The 19,161-nt window shown below is 36.1% G+C and carries 15 protein-coding genes; 12 read left to right on the top strand and 3 right to left on the bottom strand.

The window, feature by feature from the left end:
- Positions 1-540: 540 nt before the first annotated feature.
- The 4 genes from SPK86_RS01265 (at position 541) to SPK86_RS01250 (ending at position 5,189) form a co-directional block, all read left to right on the top strand.
- Positions 541-1,932, top strand: coding sequence for an NCS1 family transporter (locus tag SPK86_RS01265; protein ID WP_284139417.1), 1,392 nt, complete (start codon positions 541-543; stop codon positions 1,930-1,932).
- A 136-nt stretch (positions 1,933-2,068) separates the two neighbouring features.
- Positions 2,069-3,427 carry an allantoinase AllB gene (allB, locus tag SPK86_RS01260; RefSeq protein ID WP_284139641.1) on the top strand — a complete coding sequence of 453 codons (1,359 nt, stop codon included), beginning with the start codon at positions 2,069-2,071 and terminating at the stop codon, positions 3,425-3,427.
- Between the two features lie 29 nt (positions 3,428-3,456).
- Positions 3,457-4,785, top strand: a complete 1,329-nt coding sequence (locus tag SPK86_RS01255; RefSeq protein ID WP_330948507.1) for an allantoinase — start codon at positions 3,457-3,459, stop codon at positions 4,783-4,785.
- Positions 4,786-4,814: 29 nt separating this feature from the next.
- A complete protein-coding gene (locus SPK86_RS01250) occupies positions 4,815-5,189 on the top strand; it encodes a RidA family protein (protein ID WP_284139415.1) in 375 nt (124 codons plus the stop codon).
- Positions 5,190-5,335: 146 nt separating this feature from the next.
- Here SPK86_RS01250 and SPK86_RS01245 read toward each other — a convergent pair whose 3' ends face one another.
- Positions 5,336-7,009: a PucR family transcriptional regulator gene (locus SPK86_RS01245; RefSeq protein ID WP_284139414.1), complete on the bottom strand. Its 1,674-nt coding sequence runs from the start codon at positions 7,007-7,009 to the stop codon at positions 5,336-5,338.
- Positions 7,010-7,288: 279 nt separating this feature from the next.
- Between SPK86_RS01245 and SPK86_RS01240 the strand changes: the two genes are divergently transcribed.
- The 8 genes from SPK86_RS01240 to pepF all read left to right on the top strand — a co-directional run bounded on the left by SPK86_RS01240 (position 7,289) and on the right by pepF (position 17,686).
- Entirely contained in the window at positions 7,289-8,509 is a 1,221-nt protein-coding gene (locus SPK86_RS01240; RefSeq protein WP_330948506.1) for a pyridoxal-phosphate-dependent aminotransferase family protein, read from the top strand.
- 237 nt (positions 8,510-8,746) lie between these two features.
- Positions 8,747-10,114: a uracil/xanthine transporter gene (locus tag SPK86_RS01235; RefSeq protein WP_284139412.1), complete on the top strand. Its 1,368-nt coding sequence runs from the start codon at positions 8,747-8,749 to the stop codon at positions 10,112-10,114.
- Between the two features lie 364 nt (positions 10,115-10,478).
- Positions 10,479-11,729: an MFS transporter gene (locus tag SPK86_RS01230; protein ID WP_284139411.1), complete on the top strand. Its 1,251-nt coding sequence runs from the start codon at positions 10,479-10,481 to the stop codon at positions 11,727-11,729.
- A gap of 232 nt (positions 11,730-11,961) precedes the next feature.
- A complete protein-coding gene (locus SPK86_RS01225) occupies positions 11,962-12,555 on the top strand; it encodes a GNAT family N-acetyltransferase (protein WP_284139410.1) in 594 nt (197 codons plus the stop codon).
- A gap of 373 nt (positions 12,556-12,928) precedes the next feature.
- Positions 12,929-13,324, top strand: coding sequence for a transcriptional regulator SpxA (gene spxA, locus SPK86_RS01220; protein WP_284139409.1), 396 nt, complete (start codon positions 12,929-12,931; stop codon positions 13,322-13,324).
- Between the two features lie 323 nt (positions 13,325-13,647).
- Positions 13,648-14,337 (top strand): adaptor protein MecA, encoded by a 690-nt coding sequence (gene mecA / locus SPK86_RS01215; protein ID WP_284139408.1) that lies wholly within the window; start codon positions 13,648-13,650, stop codon positions 14,335-14,337.
- 131 nt (positions 14,338-14,468) lie between these two features.
- The gene (locus tag SPK86_RS01210) at positions 14,469-15,659 is read left to right on the top strand and encodes a competence protein CoiA (protein ID WP_330948505.1); all 1,191 of its coding nucleotides are present in this window, start codon (positions 14,469-14,471) and stop codon (positions 15,657-15,659) included.
- A 212-nt stretch (positions 15,660-15,871) separates the two neighbouring features.
- Positions 15,872-17,686, top strand: coding sequence for an oligoendopeptidase F (gene pepF / locus SPK86_RS01205; protein ID WP_330948504.1), 1,815 nt, complete (start codon positions 15,872-15,874; stop codon positions 17,684-17,686).
- Between the two features lie 103 nt (positions 17,687-17,789).
- Here pepF and SPK86_RS01200 read toward each other — a convergent pair whose 3' ends face one another.
- Both SPK86_RS01200 and SPK86_RS01195 read right to left on the bottom strand, forming a co-directional pair.
- On the bottom strand, positions 17,790-17,969 hold the full coding sequence (locus tag SPK86_RS01200) for a hypothetical protein (protein ID WP_443089741.1): 180 nt from the start codon (positions 17,967-17,969) through the stop codon (positions 17,790-17,792).
- Between the two features lie 293 nt (positions 17,970-18,262).
- Positions 18,263-19,156 (bottom strand): ClpXP adapter SpxH family protein, encoded by an 894-nt coding sequence (locus tag SPK86_RS01195; RefSeq protein WP_330948503.1) that lies wholly within the window; start codon positions 19,154-19,156, stop codon positions 18,263-18,265.
- Positions 19,157-19,161: the final 5 nt, after the last annotated feature.

The following is a 19,161-nucleotide window of genomic DNA, read 5'->3' as shown; positions in this document are numbered from 1 at the left end:
TATCTTGACATGGAAGTTAATGTAATATGTATGTTTCATTTAATTAGGAAAATCCTATATATAGTTGAAAAGCTTTTTAATCAAATATGTGTATAAAGTGTGAAGTGAGCGGTAAGATACATTAAATTTATTACCAATAACCCATTAGCACTATGCACGTGTTGTAAATTATAACCCAGCAGAAGGTAAAATTGGAAGGTTATTCAATAAAAAAGCATACTTTATTGTGCAAAGTAAACAATAAATAGTGCAAAAAGGTATATTTTCTAAATATATTATGCATGCTATACAACTTATCCTATATATTTTGTCCAATAGGTATGATGACCCTCTATTTTAATTATTATATAATGTGAACAAGGAAGTTGAAAGCGGTTAAAATCGGTTTTCACTCCCTTGAATAGCAGTTATTTTATATCATATTTTTGGAAAGGGATAGACGAGTGTGCTTTTGGATCCGTAGCTTATCACGCGTAGCATTCAAAGTTATTCCGACATGATGCATCAAAAATATTAGAACCGCAGAAGGAGTCGAACACAATGACGAATGATCTCAATGGAACAAAAGAGGTGGAAGTGCACGCTATTAATGAAGATAGTTCATTAAAGCCGAATGGCGCAAAAGATAGAACCGTTGGTAAAGTCCCGTATATATTTATGTGGATTGGTGACGGCGTTAACATGGGTAACATGACGCTAGGAATGAGTATTGTTGTAGCGGGTATTGCGACGCTCAACATTTGGCAGACAATCGCTGCTGCATTTATTGCAATTTTAATTATTTCCGGTATTTTTGCTTTAAATGACCGTGCTGGATATCGTGAAGGTATTCCGTACGTTGTTCAATTAAGAATGTCTTTCGGATTTAAAGGTACAATTATTTCCTCACTCATGAGAGGTGTACCGGCCATTATCTGGTATGGTATTCAAAGTTGGATCGGTGGTACGGCACTGAATGAAATTATGAAGATTTTAACAGATGGTGCATTTGACAGCATCGCAATCTGTTTCGTCGTTCTACAAGTTGTACAAATTGTGCTTTCCCTATATGGCTTTACAGCTATTAAGTGGGTAGAAACACTTGCATCAGTTGTAATCATGGGTGCTATGCTTTACGTATTTATTATCTTAATGTCAGATTACAGAGGCGAATTATACGACAGCTGGGTCTCTACTGAAGGTACTTGGGGCTTACCGTTCTTCGCATATATCATGGTATTCTTGGGTAACTATGCTGCTATTTTCCTTAACGCAAGTGACTACTCAAGAGAGCTTGAAACAGGTATTAGTGATACAAAACGTGGTTTAATGTATTTCTCACCAATTATGATTTCATACGGTTTTGTTTTGATCGTCGGTGCAATGGTTGCTACTGTAACAGGTGTTAACAACCCTCCTACAGCATTGGCTATCGTTATTGACAATCCATATGTAACAGTCGGTGTATCAGCATTTATCGTAATGGCTACAATTGCTACTAACATGGTTGCTAACATTATTCCACCAACCTATGTTATTCAGTTGATTACAAAAGTACGTTACAAAGTTGCTGTAACAATTACTGGTTTACTTGCTATCGGTTCATTCCCTTGGTTGTTAGTTAAAGACGACAGCTCAAAAGGTTTAGACATGTTCATCTTGATTTACTCAGCATTCTTAGGACCAATTGTAGCAATCTTGTTAATTGAATATTACGTTTTAAGAAAACAAAAAGTAAATCTAAAAGAGTTATACAATGAAAAAGGTATATATGCTGGCTATAACCCTGCGGCTATGCTTGCTCTATTTATCGGTGCGGGTGCTGCATTTGTCGAAGTTGACCTTGCTTGGTTAGTTGGATTCATCGTTGCAGGTATTTCTTATCTGTTATTGTCCAAGTATGCATTCAAAGGGTCTAAGTTTAAAGAAGGTACAATTTATGAAAATGAATAGGATAAAAAGTTAGAAAATGGATGTTTGTAAAGAAACACAAGCATAAAGCTTCATTCTCTTACTAAAAACCTCGCTCAAGGCACTCGTGATTTCAAATGACTGGTGCCTTGAGTCATATGAAAGGAATGACATAGTGATGAAATATGACTTAATTATTAAAGGTGGAGACGTTGTTTTTCATGATGGTGTTCGAAAATGTGAGCTAGGAATAAAAGACGAAAAAATCGTCTGTATTGCTGATCAAATTGAAGCAGATGCAAAAGAGATTGTAGATGCAACAGGACAATATGTTATGCCGGGAATGATTGATACACACGTGCATATTAGTGAACCAGGGCGTACAGAATGGGAAGGCTTTGAAACAGGCTCAAAATCCTTAGCAGCCGGTGGAACAACAAGCTATGTGGAAATGCCACTTAACGCATTACCAGCTACAACGAATAAAGCTGCACTTGATCTTAAATTAGAAGCAGCTAAAAATCAAAATTATGTTGATTATGCTTTCTACGGTGGACTAGTTCCTGATAATTTGGATAATTTAAAGGAGCTAGCAGATGCGGGTGTGCTTGCATTTAAGTGCTTCATCTCGAATTGTGGAAGTGATATTCCAGATGACTTTACGAATGTAGATGATTATACACTATATAAAGGAATGCAACGTCTAGCTGAACTAGATCAGTTACTATGTATTCATGCAGAAAATCCAACGATTACGAGCATGCTTGCAGAGGAAATGGTAAGAGAAGGTAAAACAACGGCAATGGATTATGTGGACTCTCGCCCAGTATTTACAGAAGTAGAAGCGGTACAACGTGCTTTGCTTTTTGCGAAAGAAACTGGTTGTAAGCTGCATTTTGTCCATATTAGTACTTCTGAAGCAGTTCAAGCTATTTTACAAGCACGGGCAGAAGGCGTAGATGTAACGGTTGAGTCTTGTACACATTATTTTGCACTGACTGCTGAAGATGTAGAAGAAATTGGACCAAGAGCGAAATGTCAGCCTCCTTTACGTAAAAAGGCAGACCAAGCAAAGCTATGGGACGAGCTGATGGCAGGCAATATTGATTGGCTCACATCTGATCATTCTCCATGTACAGAGGATTTAAAAGAAGGTAATATTTTTGAAGCATGGGGCGGTATCAGTGGTGCTCAAAACAATGTGGATATCATGTTTGATCTCGCAGTTAAACAACGTGGACTTCCACTTGAGAAGTTTGTTGATTTAATTGCTGCTACGCCATCTAAAAGGTTTAACTTGCCAAATAAAGGCGAAATCGGCATTGATAAGGATGCGGACATTATCCTCGTCGATCCAAATCAATCCTATGTGTTAAAAAGAGAAGACTTGTACTACAAAAACAAACACAGTGCCTATGAAGGTAGAAAAATCGATTGCCGTGTAACAAAGACAATTGTTCGTGGAAATATTGTTTTTGATTTGGATAAAGGCATCGTAGGAGAACCAAAAGGTAAGCTAATGTCTGCAACCAACTAAACATGAATAACATAAATGGAGGGACAATCATGGCTACTTATGATCTACTAATAAAAAATGGAACTATTGTTACTGATCAAAAAACAATGCAAGGGGATATTGCCATAAAGGATGGAAAGATTATGGAAGTATCCACTAACATAAATGCAGATGCAACGCAGGAGATTGATGCAGAAGGACTTCATATCTTCCCAGGTCTGATAGATTCTCATGTGCATTTCAATGAGCCTGGTAGAGCAGAATGGGAAGGACTTGAAACAGGAAGTAAAAGTCTTGCTGCTGGAGGAGCTACGACCTTTTTCGATATGCCATTAAATAGTACACCACCAGTAGTGGATAAAGAAAATCTGCTAAAGAAGAAAGCATGTGCAGATGAAAAATCAGTTGTGAATCCAAGGTTCTGGGGAGGACTTGTTCCTGAAAATATCGATAAGCTAAAAGAGCTTCACGACAATGGAGTAATTGGATTTAAAGCGTTTATGTCTCCTAGTGGGATTGACGATTTCCACCATGCTGATGATGAGACTTTATTTAAAGGAATGAAGGAAATTGCATACTTAGGATCATTGTTAGCTGTGCATGCAGAAAGTACCGTAATATGTGAGCAACTTGCTGCAGAAAAACAGCGCAATGGACAAACAACAGCAAGAGATTTTGTTGAGTCTCGACCAATCATTTCTGAAATCGAGGCAGTTAAACGTGTTATTTCCTATGCTGAAGCAACAGGATGTAAGCTGCATATTGTTCATGCGAGCAGTCGTAAAGTAGTGGAAGTGATTGAAGAAGCTAAAAAACGTGGTGTTGATGTAACGGTTGAAACGTGTCCACATTATTTATCATTAACTGTAAAAGACTTAGAAGAACAAGGTGGATTGGCAAAATGTATGCCACCATTACGTGATGAAGATGAAGTTGATGAATTATGGAATGCAGTGAAAAATGGAGAAATTAATGTAATCGGTTCTGATCATTCACCAGCTCCTGCGTCTATGAAGACAATTACAGATAATTTCTTTGAAGGGTGGGGCGGTATTTCTGGCGCACAAAGTACTTTAAATATCCTATTAACAGAAGGTTATTTTAAGCGTAATGTACCGCTAGAAACAATCGTTAAGTTAACCGCTACTAACCCGGCGGAAATATTTAATCTTACTACAAAAGGAAAGCTAGCTGCTGGCTTTGATGCAGATATTACACTTGTAAATTTAAATGAAGACTTTGTTTTAAATAAAGAAGATCTAATGTATCGTCATCAGCACTCACCTTATGTGGGAAGAACATACAAAGGAAAAGTGAAAAAGACAATTGTTGGTGGGAACGTCGTTTTTGATAATGGCGAAATCATCGAGAATAAATAATAGAGAACAACTGGAGGAGAATTAATAACATGAGAAAAGCCTTTAATGCAAAAAGTGTTTCTGCATCTGGTCCGTATTCCCATGCCATTGATTCCGGAGAGTATGTATATTTATCTGGACAGACTGCAAAGAACGCTCTGAATACGGAAAGTGATGGAGATATTGCAGCACAAACAAAGCAATGCTTTATCAATTTGTATGAAGTGCTTGCAGAGGTTGGTTTAGATGAATCACATGTTGTGAAGGCAAATGTGTATTTGACTGATATGAAGCATTTTGAAGCGATGAATGAAGTATATAAGACGAAGTTTTCTGAGCCTTATCCAGCAAGAACATGTGTAGCAGTTAAACAGCTTCCTCTAGGTGCTGACGTTGAAATCGAAGTTGTGGCAAAGCGCCCTTAACATGCGCATTTAAAGCGATGAATTATTTAGTTAGATATTAAAAGCGAGTATGAGCAAGATGATGCTAGAATGCATTCTTGCTTATACTCGCTTTTTTAGTTTAAGCTACATTTGGTTCAGTTTTTTATGTCCCAGGTCCTTAATGATTATAGTTGAAGCAGATTGCGACGTTCCTCCGTTTCGCTTTCTTCAATGATATGACCAATTACTAAGGCTACTCGTATTCGTAAAGAATCAATCGGATCGTGGAAGGAGCAATTCAATACTTCTTCTGCTTTCTTGATTCGATATTTCACTGTATTCCGGTGAATATATAGCTTACGAGAAGTCTCTGAAATTTCACATTGGCAATTTAGATATACTTCAATCGTTTTTAAGAGCTCTTGATCTTCTTTTGTTTTTGGATAAGCAAATGATTTTAATGTGCTTTCATACAATGCTTTTAAATCTTGTTTTGGAATCGTGCTAAGCAGCTCTTTTACTTCTTTTGGTTTATAAAAATTAATAAAGCCTTTTAAATGTAAGCTATATCCGTACGTAATCGCTTCTACTGCTTCACGATAAGCGACAGACATATCGGAAAGCTTTTGGAATGGATAGCTTACACCAAAGGAAATCGATTGGTCTTCTCCAAGTGTTTGTTGAAAATGATCAATAAACCGTGTTACAACTTCAATTTCGTTGTCTGTATACTTGGAAAACTGAAGAATTAATACAAAATATTTTTCTTTTGTAAATAGTGTTGCTTCTATGTTGCTCCCAGCAATTTCATCTTCCAACTGATCATAAATATAATTGTGTAACTCGCCTAATTTTTTTTCATAAAGCTGGTGTGCATCATAGCTGTCTGACTCTGGATCCATTGTACAAACAGCACATACACTATATTTATTTTCAAATAGCCCATAATAATTCGCACGACTTACAATCTCTTCCTCTGAGTTGATTCGATCATCAATTAAGTCAGCGAAGAAATTATTTTTAATTAAGCGTGCATTTTCGTTTATTGCTTGTTCTTTGATTAATGTAAACGAGAGTACATTTCCTGCTTGCTCAATTGCCATTTGGGACGACGGATACGGCAAGGTTAAGGAATCTAATATAACAAGGATGCTAGAATACCGTCGTTTTGTTTGAATCGGAAATGTCGTAAATGCTTGATCATCCGTTCCTGGACTACTAAACGTACTTCCACTTCGAGCAGCTTCAATATTTTCTTTTACCTTATGAATTACCTTGCGATTTAAATCCTTCATCGAATCTGTCCGAAAGTGATGACTTTGTGCAATTTTTTCACCAAGGTGATTGAGCAAAATCGTTGGACGAGCTAAAAAATGCCCTAAATGCTCGACAAGCTGTTTAATACTATATTCTTTCAGCATCATATCTGAAAACTCTTTTTGCACATGCAGTGCATAGTATAACTGCTCTGCTTCATGATCATTTAAATAATTTAAAATATGGCGGGATAGATCCCCTAGCGTTCGTTCAGTCGGTAAATCAATAATTGGAAAAGCTAAATCATCAGCAAGCAATTTTACTTCATCAGGTAATTCCTTCAGAAAACGATTCTTTTTAATAATAAGTCCTGAGCAATTAAGGTCATGCATTTGTCGAACTAAATCAATCATTTTTTCAGTGTCATTTGCAAATCCATAACATGTAGTAAGTAATAAATGATTTTTATCTAAAAAATTGATGACATCCGGTGTGTCCGAAATATTGACAAATTGTACATTCTTCGTCAATCCTCGATGACCCGCGAGTACAACACATTCCTTCATCCCATCAAGTATGAATAAATCGTTTAATGTTTTCATAAGCAGCCTCTTTTCTTTTACCTATAGACTATTCATATATTTATATAAAAAGGAGATGCTAAAGGGGATTATCCACCTATATTATACATTAATTATAGACAAAAAACAAAACATTATTTAGTCATTTTGAACAATGACTGTATCGAGTATATGGATTATAATTTATATAGGAAAAAAGGGGATTATGCAAGGATTTTCAGCCGTTTTTTACACGGGAAAGTATGTACAATATCGTGTCTGTTTTATAGAGAAACAAGAAAAACTGGGAGGAATTAGAAAATGAGTTATACTGATCTGAACATCCCGACTCGAACAATTATGACACCTGGTCCAGTTGAAGTAGATCCAAGAGTTCTCAGAGCGTTATCTACACCGATTATTGGCCAATTCGATCCATCCTTTCTAGCACTTATGGATGAAACGATGGAGCTGCTACGTTCTGTTTTTCAAACGAGCAATAAACAAGCTTTTCCAGTTGATGGGACATCGAGATCTGGAATCGAAGCTGTATTAGTAAGTGTTATTGAGCCTGGCGATAAAGTGCTTATTCCAATTTTTGGGCGGTTTGGTCATCTGTTAGTTGAGATCGCGAATCGCTGTGGCGCAGAAGTGTATGCGTTAGAAAAAGAATGGGGACAAGTCTTTGATCCAGAAGAAATAATAAAAGAAATTAAAAAAGTAAATCCTAAGTTAGTAGCGATTGTCCATGGGGAAACATCTACCGGGCGTATGCAACCATTAGAAGAAATCGGCCATTTTTGTCGAGAAAATGATGTGCTCCTTATTGTTGATGCAGTAGCTACACTTGGTGGGGTGCCGTTTAAAACCGATGAATGGAATGTTGATGCGGTAATTGCTGGTACACAAAAATGTATTGGTGCACCTACAGGGATGGCACCGGTAACGTATAACGAGCGCATCGAAAAAATCCTACAACAACGGAAAAAAATTGAGCAGGGATTATCTTTAGATTCCATTAACCCGAGAAGAATCCAAAGTAACTACATGGATTTGAGCCAGATTCAAGATTACTGGTCTCCAAACAGACTGAACCATCATACAGAAGCTACAACGATGCTGTATGCGCTTCGTGAAGCGCTTCGTTTGATTGAGGAAGAAGGATTAGAAGCGCGATTTGAGCGGCATAAGATACATGAAAAAGCATTGGTACTAGGACTTCAAGAGATGGGACTTGAATTGTTTGGAGATGAAAAAAACAAAATGCCAGTCGTTACGGTCGTAAAGGTCCCTGGTGAAATAAACGAAGCGCAAGTGAGAGCAACAATGATTAATGAGTTTGGAATTGAAATTGCTGGGGCGTTTGGTTCATTAAAGGGACATGTATGGCGAATTGGGGCGATGGGATATAGCAGTAGAAAAAGCAATATTCTTAGTGTCCTAAGTGCGCTAGAAGCAACGCTAATATATTACGGGGCGAAGGTTAATCGTGGGGAAGCCTTACAAGCAGTGCTCGCTTTTTATCAAAGCATCGAGAAATAGCGTTAAAAGATTTTAGAATAGAGCAGTTAGATAGGTGATTATGCCATTATGGAATAGCATATTTCTTGCTTAATTGTTATTTCATGTGGCATCAGCCTAGTATAGGTATGGTTTAAAGGAACTGATTAGTCTCATTAGCCACGACACCATAAGAAAATATAGCGTTGTAGCTAGTTGAACATCATGAACTTATTAATTTTTTAAAACGAATACAACATAGGGGAAGTGAACAACGAAATGAAGAAGGAAATATTAGACTCATCAAATTGGCTTGGTGGCGTACAGTGGCTAATGTATATGTTCGTAAATACGGTTGTTGTACCGATTACTATTGGCGCAGCATATAAGTTGCCACAAAGTGATATTGTTAGTATTATGCAGTTTTCATTTATTTTAGGGGCTATAGCTAGTATATTGCAAGCAGTGATTGGACATCGTAGGCCTATAATGTCAGGCCCATCAGGATTATGGTGGGGAGTTATTTTAGCACTTACATCTATCTCTGCAGCACAAGGGGTTCCTTTAGATGTTATTGGAGGAAGCTTAACAGTAGGTGTTATTATATCAGGTATCTTAACGATTCTTGTAGGAGTTACTGGTTTTGGTTATTATTTAGAAAAGTTATTCAATCCTAGCGTTATGGGCGTATTTATGTTTCTATTTGGCGTCTCTCTCTGTATCACTTTCTTTAAAGGAATGCTAGGAATTTCTGGTGGAGAAGCGACAATCAATATTGGAGTTGGATTATTAGCAATTTTTATTGCGGCATTTGTATTAATTATTACAATTAAAGCGCCAACGAATATTGCTCAATATTCGATGCTTATCGGGATTGTTATCGGATGGCCTTTATTTACAGTTCTTTTCGGTAATGAAAGTCAGCTTGGTGGGGGAACCGTATCCATTCAATTGCCTGTTTTCCCATTAGGAGAGCCAGCATGGAACATTGGAATTATTATTACAGCTGTTGTGACTGGTATACTCAATTTGTCTAAACAATATGGTTCCATTAAGGGAAGTAATTTTATCTATGAAAATGATGAGCCTACAAGTGGAGACTATCGCAATTCCTTTGTAATCACTGGGGTAATGAGTATCATTTCTGGTTTTCTAGGCTTAGTACCATATTCTCCGTTTGTATCATCAATTGGATTTTTACAACAAACAGGGATGATTAGACGTATGCCGTATATTTTCGGCTCTGTCATGTTTTTATTTATGGGTATTATTCCACAGGTTGGATATTTCTTTACGTTATTACCTTTAAGTATTGGTAGTGCGGTATTGTTTGTATCATATGTTCAGTTGTTTGGATCGTCAATGGATTGGTTCGTAAAGGTGAAATTTACGACATCCAATTTATATCGAGCGGGTATTCCGTTGTTTTTAGGAATCATCTTGATGACTCTTCCTGCTGAAGTATTTGAATCACTACCTGGATATCTTCGTCCTTTACTTTCAAATGGCTTATTAATGGGAACGATTGTCGCAATTATGATGGAAAACATGGTGAATTGGGATCATGCGCCTGCAACTGCAAAGGAAAAGGATAAGGAAAGCGTAGGGAATATCACACAAGAAATTAGTAATGAGGGAGCTCATTAAATAATAACATCGTGTCTCGGGATTTTGACATAGTCATTGTCCTTGGGGCACGATTTTTTATTTGTATAAAAGCTCTAAACTTTCTATTCCGAGTAGTGGTGGCCGTGCCCGGGGAAAGCGAACCTTTTTTAATTGCTTTGGTGTTGTTCAGATATTGATACAAATATACATATTTTTACTCATCCACTTTTTGTCGTTTTTTCATGTAGGATTTTTTTAGATTAATAATTATTTTTAATGTTTTTGTAATGTAAGTAAATCTTATTTTATTCGCCTGTAATGTTGATTAGCGTATGCTTTTATTGAGGTTAGGAATCATTTTATTTGCTATCTATCACAACAATACGGTTAGGAGGAAATAAAGATGGCAGAACAAAATGTAGTAAACGAATCAAAAACATTAGTACCATATTGGGTGAAAGTTGTTATTGTATTTACATTAGGGTGGGTTGCGTTGTATGCAACGCGAACGATTTTAAATCCACTAATGGACAACATTCAAGTAGACTTTGGGCTAACAAATGCGCAGCTTGGATTAATTATGAGTATTTTCTTTTTAGGATATGCAGGGATGAATGTTCCATCTGGAATATTAGGAGATAAGTTAGGGAAAAAACGTGTCCTTATTCCTGGGGTTATTCTATTCGGTGGATTTGCAATTATTACAGGAATGATGCCTACTTTCTTTTACTTTATGGCAGCATGGTTAATGGTTGGTATTTTTCAAGGGTTCTATTATGGACCGCAATACGGACTTTCTTCTGAAGCAATTCCTACAAAGCGAATAACATTAGGTAGTGCAATTATAAATAGTGGGATGGCTTTTGGTACATCGATTGGGTATTACATTTCAACCTATACAGTAGATGTTTGGGGCATGGACTGGAGAACACCATTTTACATTATTGGTGTACTCGTTATCTTGATTGGCCTTGCAATGTGGTGGGTCATTAAAGATAAGCCAAAAACAAAAGATGAACGAGCTGCTGATAAGGTAGCTGAAAATAAAGTTAAACTTGGAGACTTATTTAAAAATAGAAACTTAATTATGGCTTACATTACAATATTCTGTGCGATTTATGGCTTTTTTGTAATCATTACATGGCTTCCATATTACCTTGAGCATGCACGTGGCATTACAGGTGGATCTGTTGCATTTGTTTCTTCGCTTGTACCATGGGCTGCAATTCCAGGTTCTATCTTATTTAGTTGGATTGCTGACAAAATGGGAAAACGCCGTCCAGTATTACTCGTAATGCTTCCACTTTCCATATTGGCTGTTATATCTATCGTTGCATTTGATAGCATGACAGTACTTTATATCGCATTAATCGGGTACGGTATTTTCGGTAAAATTAGTACAAACCCAGTACTAGTTGCTGTAGTTGCTGATAATGCACCAAAGCACGCTTATAGTACATCCTTTGGCGTATACAACTTTATTGGTATGTGTGGATCTATCTTAGCCCCATACATTACTGGCTTCCTTACTGATATTACTGGTAGCTTAAACACAGGCTTTTATTTCGCAGCGGGACTTCTTGTAATTGGTACGATTGCTAGTATCTTTATCAATGAAGATAACCGACCAAATGTAGAGCAGGCTCAAGCTTAACACTGAACCTTGAAGTACTAACAAGCGAGTAAGTGGACATATTGTTCATTCACTCGCTTTTTCGTTGTTTTCCAATTTGAGGGTTATTTCTTTAGATTGTACATAGGTTATAAGTATGAATTATTTATTCGAGTCGAAATGTAGGTGTTTGGATTATTTTTACACATTCATTTAACAAAGTGACTATCTTTCGTTATAATAAAAACCGACTACAAATATAAGGAGTAGATCAATGAATTGGTATGAAAAGTTAAATCAGTATTTTCCTGTGGAAGAAATGAAATCAAGAGAACACATGGAACTCCTCTTGGATGAAAAAGGAGACGTTTATTATAAGGATGAAGGGAAATATCATGTCCTTATGTATGCAGAATTTGAAACGTTTCTGTTTATTGACTATTTATGGGTATCTTCACAAGCAAGAGGACAAGGTATTGGTCATAAGCTAATTGAAAAGCTAAAAAAGAAAGAGAAGCCCATTATTTTAGAAGTTGAACCGATTGATTACGAGGATTCAGATACTGAAAAACGGCTTCGTTTTTATAAAAGAGAAGATTTTTCTCATGCGCAATCAATTGGGTATAATCGACGTTCTTTAGCAACCAATGAAGAAACACCCATGGAGATTTTATATTGGTCTCCAAATGATGAATCAGAAGAAATGATATTTGAACAAATGAAAAAAATGTATGAAGCCATTCATACGTATAAAGATAAAGAAATATATGGAAAATCTTATCAGCATGTGGATGAAGTGTTAAGCTATGATGAAAATAGAGATACAGACGATTTATTAGAAAACTTAAATGTGCCAGAAAAAGCGTAAAGAGAGGAATTATAGACTTGTCCTATTGAGAATAGGATAGGTCTTTTTTCAATTTACATTGGAGTTCTAAATTATGTTTTGCCTCCCCTTACAAAAAGAAGTGCTGATTTTAAACTTTATCTAAAATATCTGGTGAAAATATTTTCAAAGGAGGTGTTTATTCTTTCTTTATTTGGGGAATGTTACAATTAAGTGAAAATCAAATGTAACGTTTAGAAAATTATCGATTTTTATTTGAAATCCCCTACCTTTTACTTGACAAATATAGTATACTTACAATAAGAGTTATTTAAAGTAATTATTATTTAGAAAAATGAACAAATGTGAGTATTTATGAAAGTAAATATAGACATAGAATGAGGAGTGAAGTTTCATGGTAACACTTTATACCTCACCAAGTTGCACATCTTGCAGGAAAGCAAAGGCGTGGTTGGAAGAGCATGACATACCGTTCAAAGAACGTAATATTTTCTCCGAACCTTTAACATTGAATGAAATAAAGGAAATATTGCGCATGACTGAAGATGGAACTGATGAGATCATATCAACAAGGTCCAAGGTATTTCAAAAGTTGGATGTGAATATTGATCAATTGCCATTAAAGCAGTTGTTCGACTTAATCCAACAAAATCCTGGTTTGTTAAGAAGACCAATCATCCTCGATGAGAAGCGATTGCAGGTTGGATATAATGAAGATGAAATTCGTCGTTTCCTTCCAAGAACAGTTCGCACATTTCAGTTACGAGAAGCACAGCGCATGGTCAACTAATTGTCAGCTATCTTGGACAATGTTAAAATAAAAAGCGGAGATCACAGTTGGTAGATCTGCGCTTTTATTTTCGTTTACAAATTTATCATATCTTTTTTGGCTTCTTTTGATGACAAATTACGTTTATTCCTTTAAAATTATTATTTAAATCTATATAAATTAGGCGTATACATTTTCCTAGTATGGTTTTGAAACATACAATAATGGAAATAGTTAATTACAATACCAGGAACTAATCAGGGATATAGATAAAAATGACATCCTCAAAAAATAAAGGGTGAAGAAACTCCCACCTGAATGAAGTGATGAAGGGAGAGAAGAAGATGGAGATAGAAAGAATTAATGAAAATACGATCAAGTTTTATATATCTTATATGGATATTGAAGATCGCGGCTTTAATCGAGAAGAGATTTGGTACAATCGTGAGCGAAGTGAACAGTTATTCTGGCAAATGATGGAAGAACTGAATTATAAAGAGGATTTCAATGTAGAAGGTCCATTATGGATACAAGTACAAGCAATGGAAAAGGGACTTGAAATCATTGTAACAAAAGCACAGATGTCTAAAAATGGAGAAAACCTTGAGATTCCTACCGATGATGGAAATATGATTGATATTTCTATTCATGAGAAGGTAGAGAGTTTATTAGAGGAAAAGTTAGATAATAAGAATGTGACAGAAGATAATGACACAGAAGAGGATACGGGAAATTTTTGGCTTATCGTTGATTTTGCTAGCTTTGAAGACGTCATTCAATTAAGTCATTCCTTTGAAGATGTAAAAGATGATATGAAATCAGTTCTCTATCACTATGAGAATAAATACTTTTTGTATATAGAATTTGCTGAAGAAGTGGAAGATGAGGATCGTCAAGAAGACTTAATCAGTAGAGTACTGGAGTTTGCGGATGACGCAGACACGACAATTCATATGTTAGATGAGTATGGAACTTTAATATTTGCAGAAGATACATTTGCACAAGTCAGGAATTATTTTCCGGTACAGCCATAGATACCTAATAGAGAGGTATCTATTTTTTTTGTCTATAAAATGGACAAGACGAATTTCTAATGGGTGTAAATGAAAAGAAGGAAAAGCAGTAAAAGGTGTCGAATAGATTAAGGCAGGAGGTGATTTCCCCAATGCTACAAGCTTTGTCAGAACACGGGAAGGAAGTTATTTTAGCTACTCTTGCTAAGAATGACATTAATCAGCTTCGCAAGACGACCCGCTTTTATTGTCCAGCTTGTAAACAAGAAGTGCTCATTAAAGCAGGCTCTCACGTGATTCCTCATTTTGCACACCAATCCACAAAACGTTGTCACACTCACCATATTGGAGAGGGTTATTACCATGAACAGGGCAAGCTTCAGCTTTACCAATGGCTACAATCATTAGGATACAAGCCCAATCTTGAAGTTTACCTTCGTGAAATATCACAGCGCCCAGATATTTTCCTATCCATTAACAAAAAGCATATTGCGCTTGAATATCAATGTGCAACCATTTCCTCCGAAGAATTTAGACATCGAAATCTTGGTTACCAGCGAATTGGAATTACGCCTATATGGATATTAGGAGGAAATCGATTACAAAGGAAAAGGAATCAACAACTGAAGATTAATGCAAATACTCGATTGTTTATTCATCAATTTAAGCAGGAGCATCCTACGAAGCTATTTTTTTATTGTTCGAATTCAAAACAATTTCTACGTGTAAATGATCTCTATTTTTCTAATCAAACAAGTGCATTTGCCCATTTTCAATTTTCTAGTTTAGATAAGCTGTCATTGCAATCGATGTTATTAAACACATTTGTAGACAAGCAAGAATTGTACAGGAAATGGGAAAAAGAAAAATATCGCTTTCGTTTATATGGTGGTAGAGGTGTGGGAAAACAGGCTGGTCAATGGCTAACATGGCTGTATAAACACCAAACGTCGATAGAACATTTACCTTCTGTTGTTTTTCTACCTGTTCCACATGCACATGTGATCAATCGGCCACTTTGGGACTGGCAAAGCAGAATTTGCTTATCGATTATAGAACCACTTCCAATAGGAGTTTGCTTCTCCCTTACTGCTTGTAAAAACCTCTTAAACCCTCATGAAATACTTTCTGGAGCTTCTCCTATCTATGCATACCTTCAGATATTAATCACTCTCGGCCTCCTACAGGAAAAGACACATGGAATATACGAAAAAATCAGACCGCTGCAATTTCATCAACATGTTGAACAGGCAGTCTATGCTGATCGTTCTTTAATGCACTATTTACGAACGCTAGAACGAAATACTAAGCATGATTCTCAAGAAAACAGTCATACTATATAAAGATGCTGACATTTTTGAGAAGGTAAAAACTATATTCATGAATATTATTTCGAGATCCGAAGTGTTATATTTTGAAAGAATAGAATGGATAAAGTAAAATTACCTCTATAAGGTTTTCATATGTGGATCTGTAAGGGATATGAAGTGATGAAAGGTAGAAATGATGTTAGACAAAAATGAAGTCTAACAATCGTATAAGAGGAGGAATGAATATGAGTAAATCAACGAATGAACTTCAAAAGAGAAGTGATGTACCAGAAGAACTGACATGGAGATTGGAAGATATTTATGCAACAGACGAACATTGGGAAACTGAATTCGCAAGCTTAAAACAAGACTTTCCAAAGATAGAAAAGTTTAAAGGAAAGCTCGCACAATCTGCTGAAACGGTATATGAAGCATTTAAGCTTCAGGATGAATTATCGGAGCGGCTAGGAAAGCTCTATACATATGCACATATGCGTTATGATCAAGATACAACCAACTCTTTTTATCAAGCAATGAATGCAAAGGCAGATAATTTATTGACGCTCGCATCTAGTGCAATGAGCTTTTTCGTCCCGGAATTATTAAGTATTGAAGAAGATAAACTCCAAGGGTTTTTAAAGGAAAATAAGGAATTACAGCGTTATGAGCATACGATTAAAGAAATTACCAGACAGCGCGAACATGTGCTTAGTGAGCGGGAAGAAGCAATTTTGGCAGAAGCGTCGGATGCGTTATCTACTCCATCACAAACCTTTAGTATGCTGAATAATGCTGATCTATCTTTTCCAACCATTAAAAATGCAGATGGAGAAGAGGTTGAGCTTACACACGGTCGTTTTATTACGTTCCTAGAGTCGAAGGATCGTAACGTCCGTGAAGCAGCATTTAAAGCAATGTATCAAACATATGGAAGCTTTAAAAATACATTTGCATCCACACTTTCTGGAAATGTGAAAACCCATAATTTTAGTGCTAAGGTACGGAATTATGATTCTGCTCGTCAAGCAGCTTTAGATGATAATAACATCCCCGAGGAAGTGTATGATAATTTGGTAGCCGCAGTTAACGAGAAGCTCCCCTTGCTTCATCGGTATGCGAAACTACGTAAGCAAGTATTAGAAGTTGATGAGCTTCATATGTATGATATGTATACACCGCTCGTAAAGGATGTTGACATGAAGATATCTTACGAGGAAGCACAGCAATATGTAATCGATAGCCTAGAACCGCTTGGACAGGAATATACGGATATCGTAAAAGAAGGCTATGCAAATCGTTGGATTGATGTAGAAGAAAATAAAGGAAAGCGGAGTGGCGCGTATTCATCTGGTGCATATGGTACAAATCCATACATTTTACTTAATTGGCAGGATAATGTGAATGATTTATTTACATTAATTCATGAATTAGGGCATTCTGTACACAGTTATTATACGCGAAAATTCCAGCCTTATCGTTATGGAAACTATTCTATTTTCGTAGCTGAAGTAGCTTCAACCTGTAATGAAGCATTACTAAATGATTATATGCTGAAGCATGTGGACGATGAAAAACAAAAGCTATATTTATTGAACCACTTTTTAGAAGGATTTCGAGGCACTGTATTTCGTCAAACAATGTTTGCAGAATTTGAGCATGAAATTCATAAGCATGCTCAAAGTGGAGAAGCGTTAACCGCTGACAAATTAACGGAGATTTATTACAACTTAAATAAGAAATACTTTGGCGATGGGGTTGTTTCTGATGAAGAAATTGGGTTAGAATGGGCACGCATTCCGCACTTCTATTACAATTATTATGTTTATCAGTATGCTACTGGTTATTCGGCAGCAACAGCGCTGGCAAGCAAAATTTTAACAAAAGAAGAAGGTGCGGTTGATCGTTATCTCGACTTCTTGAAGTCTGGAAGCAGTGATTATCCAATCGAAGTATTGAAAAAAGCTGGTGTGGATATGACTTCCAAACAACCTATTCTAGATGCACTCGCTGTTTTTGAAGAAAAATTAGATGAGATGGAGAAACTCCTTTTAAAAGGATAAATTCCTAATTGAGTATACAATAACTGAGAAAGCAAGCCTATTAAAAAAAAGAATGACTGTGTTGCAGCAGTCATTCTTTTTTATCGATATATATCAAGTTGTTTTAGCGCATTCTTCCACGATATGCATTTTTATGTGTAAAGGTATAAATGGTGAAATAAATCGAAAAGAACAAAAGTGGGAGTGTAATATAGAGTGGAATTAATCGCATTAATCCGAGTATGTTAAGAAAGAAGGCAATGATTGTTAACGTAAGAAAGAGAAAAGGCATAAGTTCGCGCATAAAACATCCTCCTCATTTAACCAGTACTATGAATATCCTATGCATGTACGAAAGAAAATAGAAGGATTGTGACTAAGTGAACAAAAAAAGTGACATTTTTGTGAATACATGAGCAAAGCTATTGAAAGTAATGCTAGGACTTGTTATTATATAAATGTGAGATGAATCACAAACAAAACCCCTTTGTTTGATCATGAATCTTTCTCCCATCCCCCTTTGTTTAAATACAAAGAAGTGAGAAACGAAGGATATACGTGAAAACGTATATCCTTCATTTTTTTGATTTTATATCTTCATTTAATAAAACGCCAAAATGTCCCGTGTTTTACTGGAATCTTGTTCACGATTTGCTTTAATTGAAGTTTTTTCATTTCGCGCTCGGCTTTTGCAAGCGACCAGTCATAAACAACAGCGATTTCTTTTGTTGCGACCACATGATAAAAGGCTACAAAATCTTCTAAAGGTGGTTTTTCAGATGGAATTGGACGTTTTTGCAAGATTTCATTTAAAACACGTACATAGATTTCATATGGATAAAGACCAGAAACTTTAATGCCTTGTTCATCGATCCGTTGATTAAAGAATACCATTGTAGGAATATAATCAACTTCCATTTCATTAGTCAGTTTAATATCACATTGAAGTGCTTTTCTGGCAGAAGTAGAATGAAGATCATTTCTAAATTCATGAATGTCTAGCCTTGCCTCACGTGCACAATCAATTAAAACACGTTCATCTGATATATTCTGTTTTTTTAAAAATAGGCTTTCTTGAACCTTTCTTAGAAAAACGCGCCCTGCCTTTTTTCCTTGTAGTTCAGCCGCTTTTATTGCTATGGCAGCAATTCGAGGAGATGAAATCGGATTTTCCAGCCATAGATCGCCATCACAGCTCATTCCAGTCCGTTTTGCAGTACGCTCCCAAATTTCTTTTAATTTTTTGGGTTGTTGAAAATGGTCTTTATTTAGTGGATTTGCATAGCTGCTTAGAATAGGCCGAATCGTAAAAAAGCGCCCATATTCGATAGAAAGTTTTTTGAGATATGGTTCTAATGACCAGCATTCTGGACACAAAGGGTCAATAAATACATAAATTTCAATTGGTTTTTGAACAAAATCAAAATAGCTATATTGAGGCGATGTGTTTGTTTTTGTTGAGCTATTTAGCTCAGTCTGCTTCCAACTCACATCGA

Origin of the sequence: Virgibacillus sp. MG-45 (genome assembly GCF_036409425.1) — a bacterium.
GTDB lineage: Bacteria > Bacillota > Bacilli > Bacillales > Amphibacillaceae > LDC-1.
The sequence above is the reverse complement of the archived record's forward strand: the minus strand, read 5'-3'. Positions and strand labels throughout refer to the sequence as shown.

What these genes read in the sequence shown, in the direction of transcription:
- SPK86_RS01255 (WP_330948507.1), top strand. Translation starts at nt 3,457, where the DNA reads ATGGCTACTTATGATCTACTAATAAAAAATGGAACTATTGTTACTGAT.
- allB (WP_284139641.1), top strand. Translation starts at nt 2,069, where the DNA reads ATGAAATATGACTTAATTATTAAAGGTGGAGACGTTGTTTTTCATGAT.
- mecA (WP_284139408.1), top strand. Translation starts at nt 13,648, where the DNA reads ATGGAGATAGAAAGAATTAATGAAAATACGATCAAGTTTTATATATCT.
- SPK86_RS01240 (WP_330948506.1), top strand. Translation starts at nt 7,289, where the DNA reads ATGAGTTATACTGATCTGAACATCCCGACTCGAACAATTATGACACCT.
- SPK86_RS01225 (WP_284139410.1), top strand. Translation starts at nt 11,962, where the DNA reads ATGAATTGGTATGAAAAGTTAAATCAGTATTTTCCTGTGGAAGAAATG.
- SPK86_RS01210 (WP_330948505.1), top strand. Translation starts at nt 14,469, where the DNA reads ATGCTACAAGCTTTGTCAGAACACGGGAAGGAAGTTATTTTAGCTACT.
- SPK86_RS01245 (WP_284139414.1), bottom strand. Translation starts at nt 7,009, where the DNA reads ATGAAAACATTAAACGATTTATTCATACTTGATGGGATGAAGGAATGT.
- SPK86_RS01230 (WP_284139411.1), top strand. Translation starts at nt 10,479, where the DNA reads ATGGCAGAACAAAATGTAGTAAACGAATCAAAAACATTAGTACCATAT.
- spxA (WP_284139409.1), top strand. Translation starts at nt 12,929, where the DNA reads ATGGTAACACTTTATACCTCACCAAGTTGCACATCTTGCAGGAAAGCA.
- SPK86_RS01250 (WP_284139415.1), top strand. Translation starts at nt 4,815, where the DNA reads ATGAGAAAAGCCTTTAATGCAAAAAGTGTTTCTGCATCTGGTCCGTAT.
- SPK86_RS01235 (WP_284139412.1), top strand. Translation starts at nt 8,747, where the DNA reads ATGAAGAAGGAAATATTAGACTCATCAAATTGGCTTGGTGGCGTACAG.
- SPK86_RS01265 (WP_284139417.1), top strand. Translation starts at nt 541, where the DNA reads ATGACGAATGATCTCAATGGAACAAAAGAGGTGGAAGTGCACGCTATT.
- pepF (WP_330948504.1), top strand. Translation starts at nt 15,872, where the DNA reads ATGAGTAAATCAACGAATGAACTTCAAAAGAGAAGTGATGTACCAGAA.
- SPK86_RS01200 (WP_443089741.1), bottom strand. Translation starts at nt 17,969, where the DNA reads ATGCGCGAACTTATGCCTTTTCTCTTTCTTACGTTAACAATCATTGCC.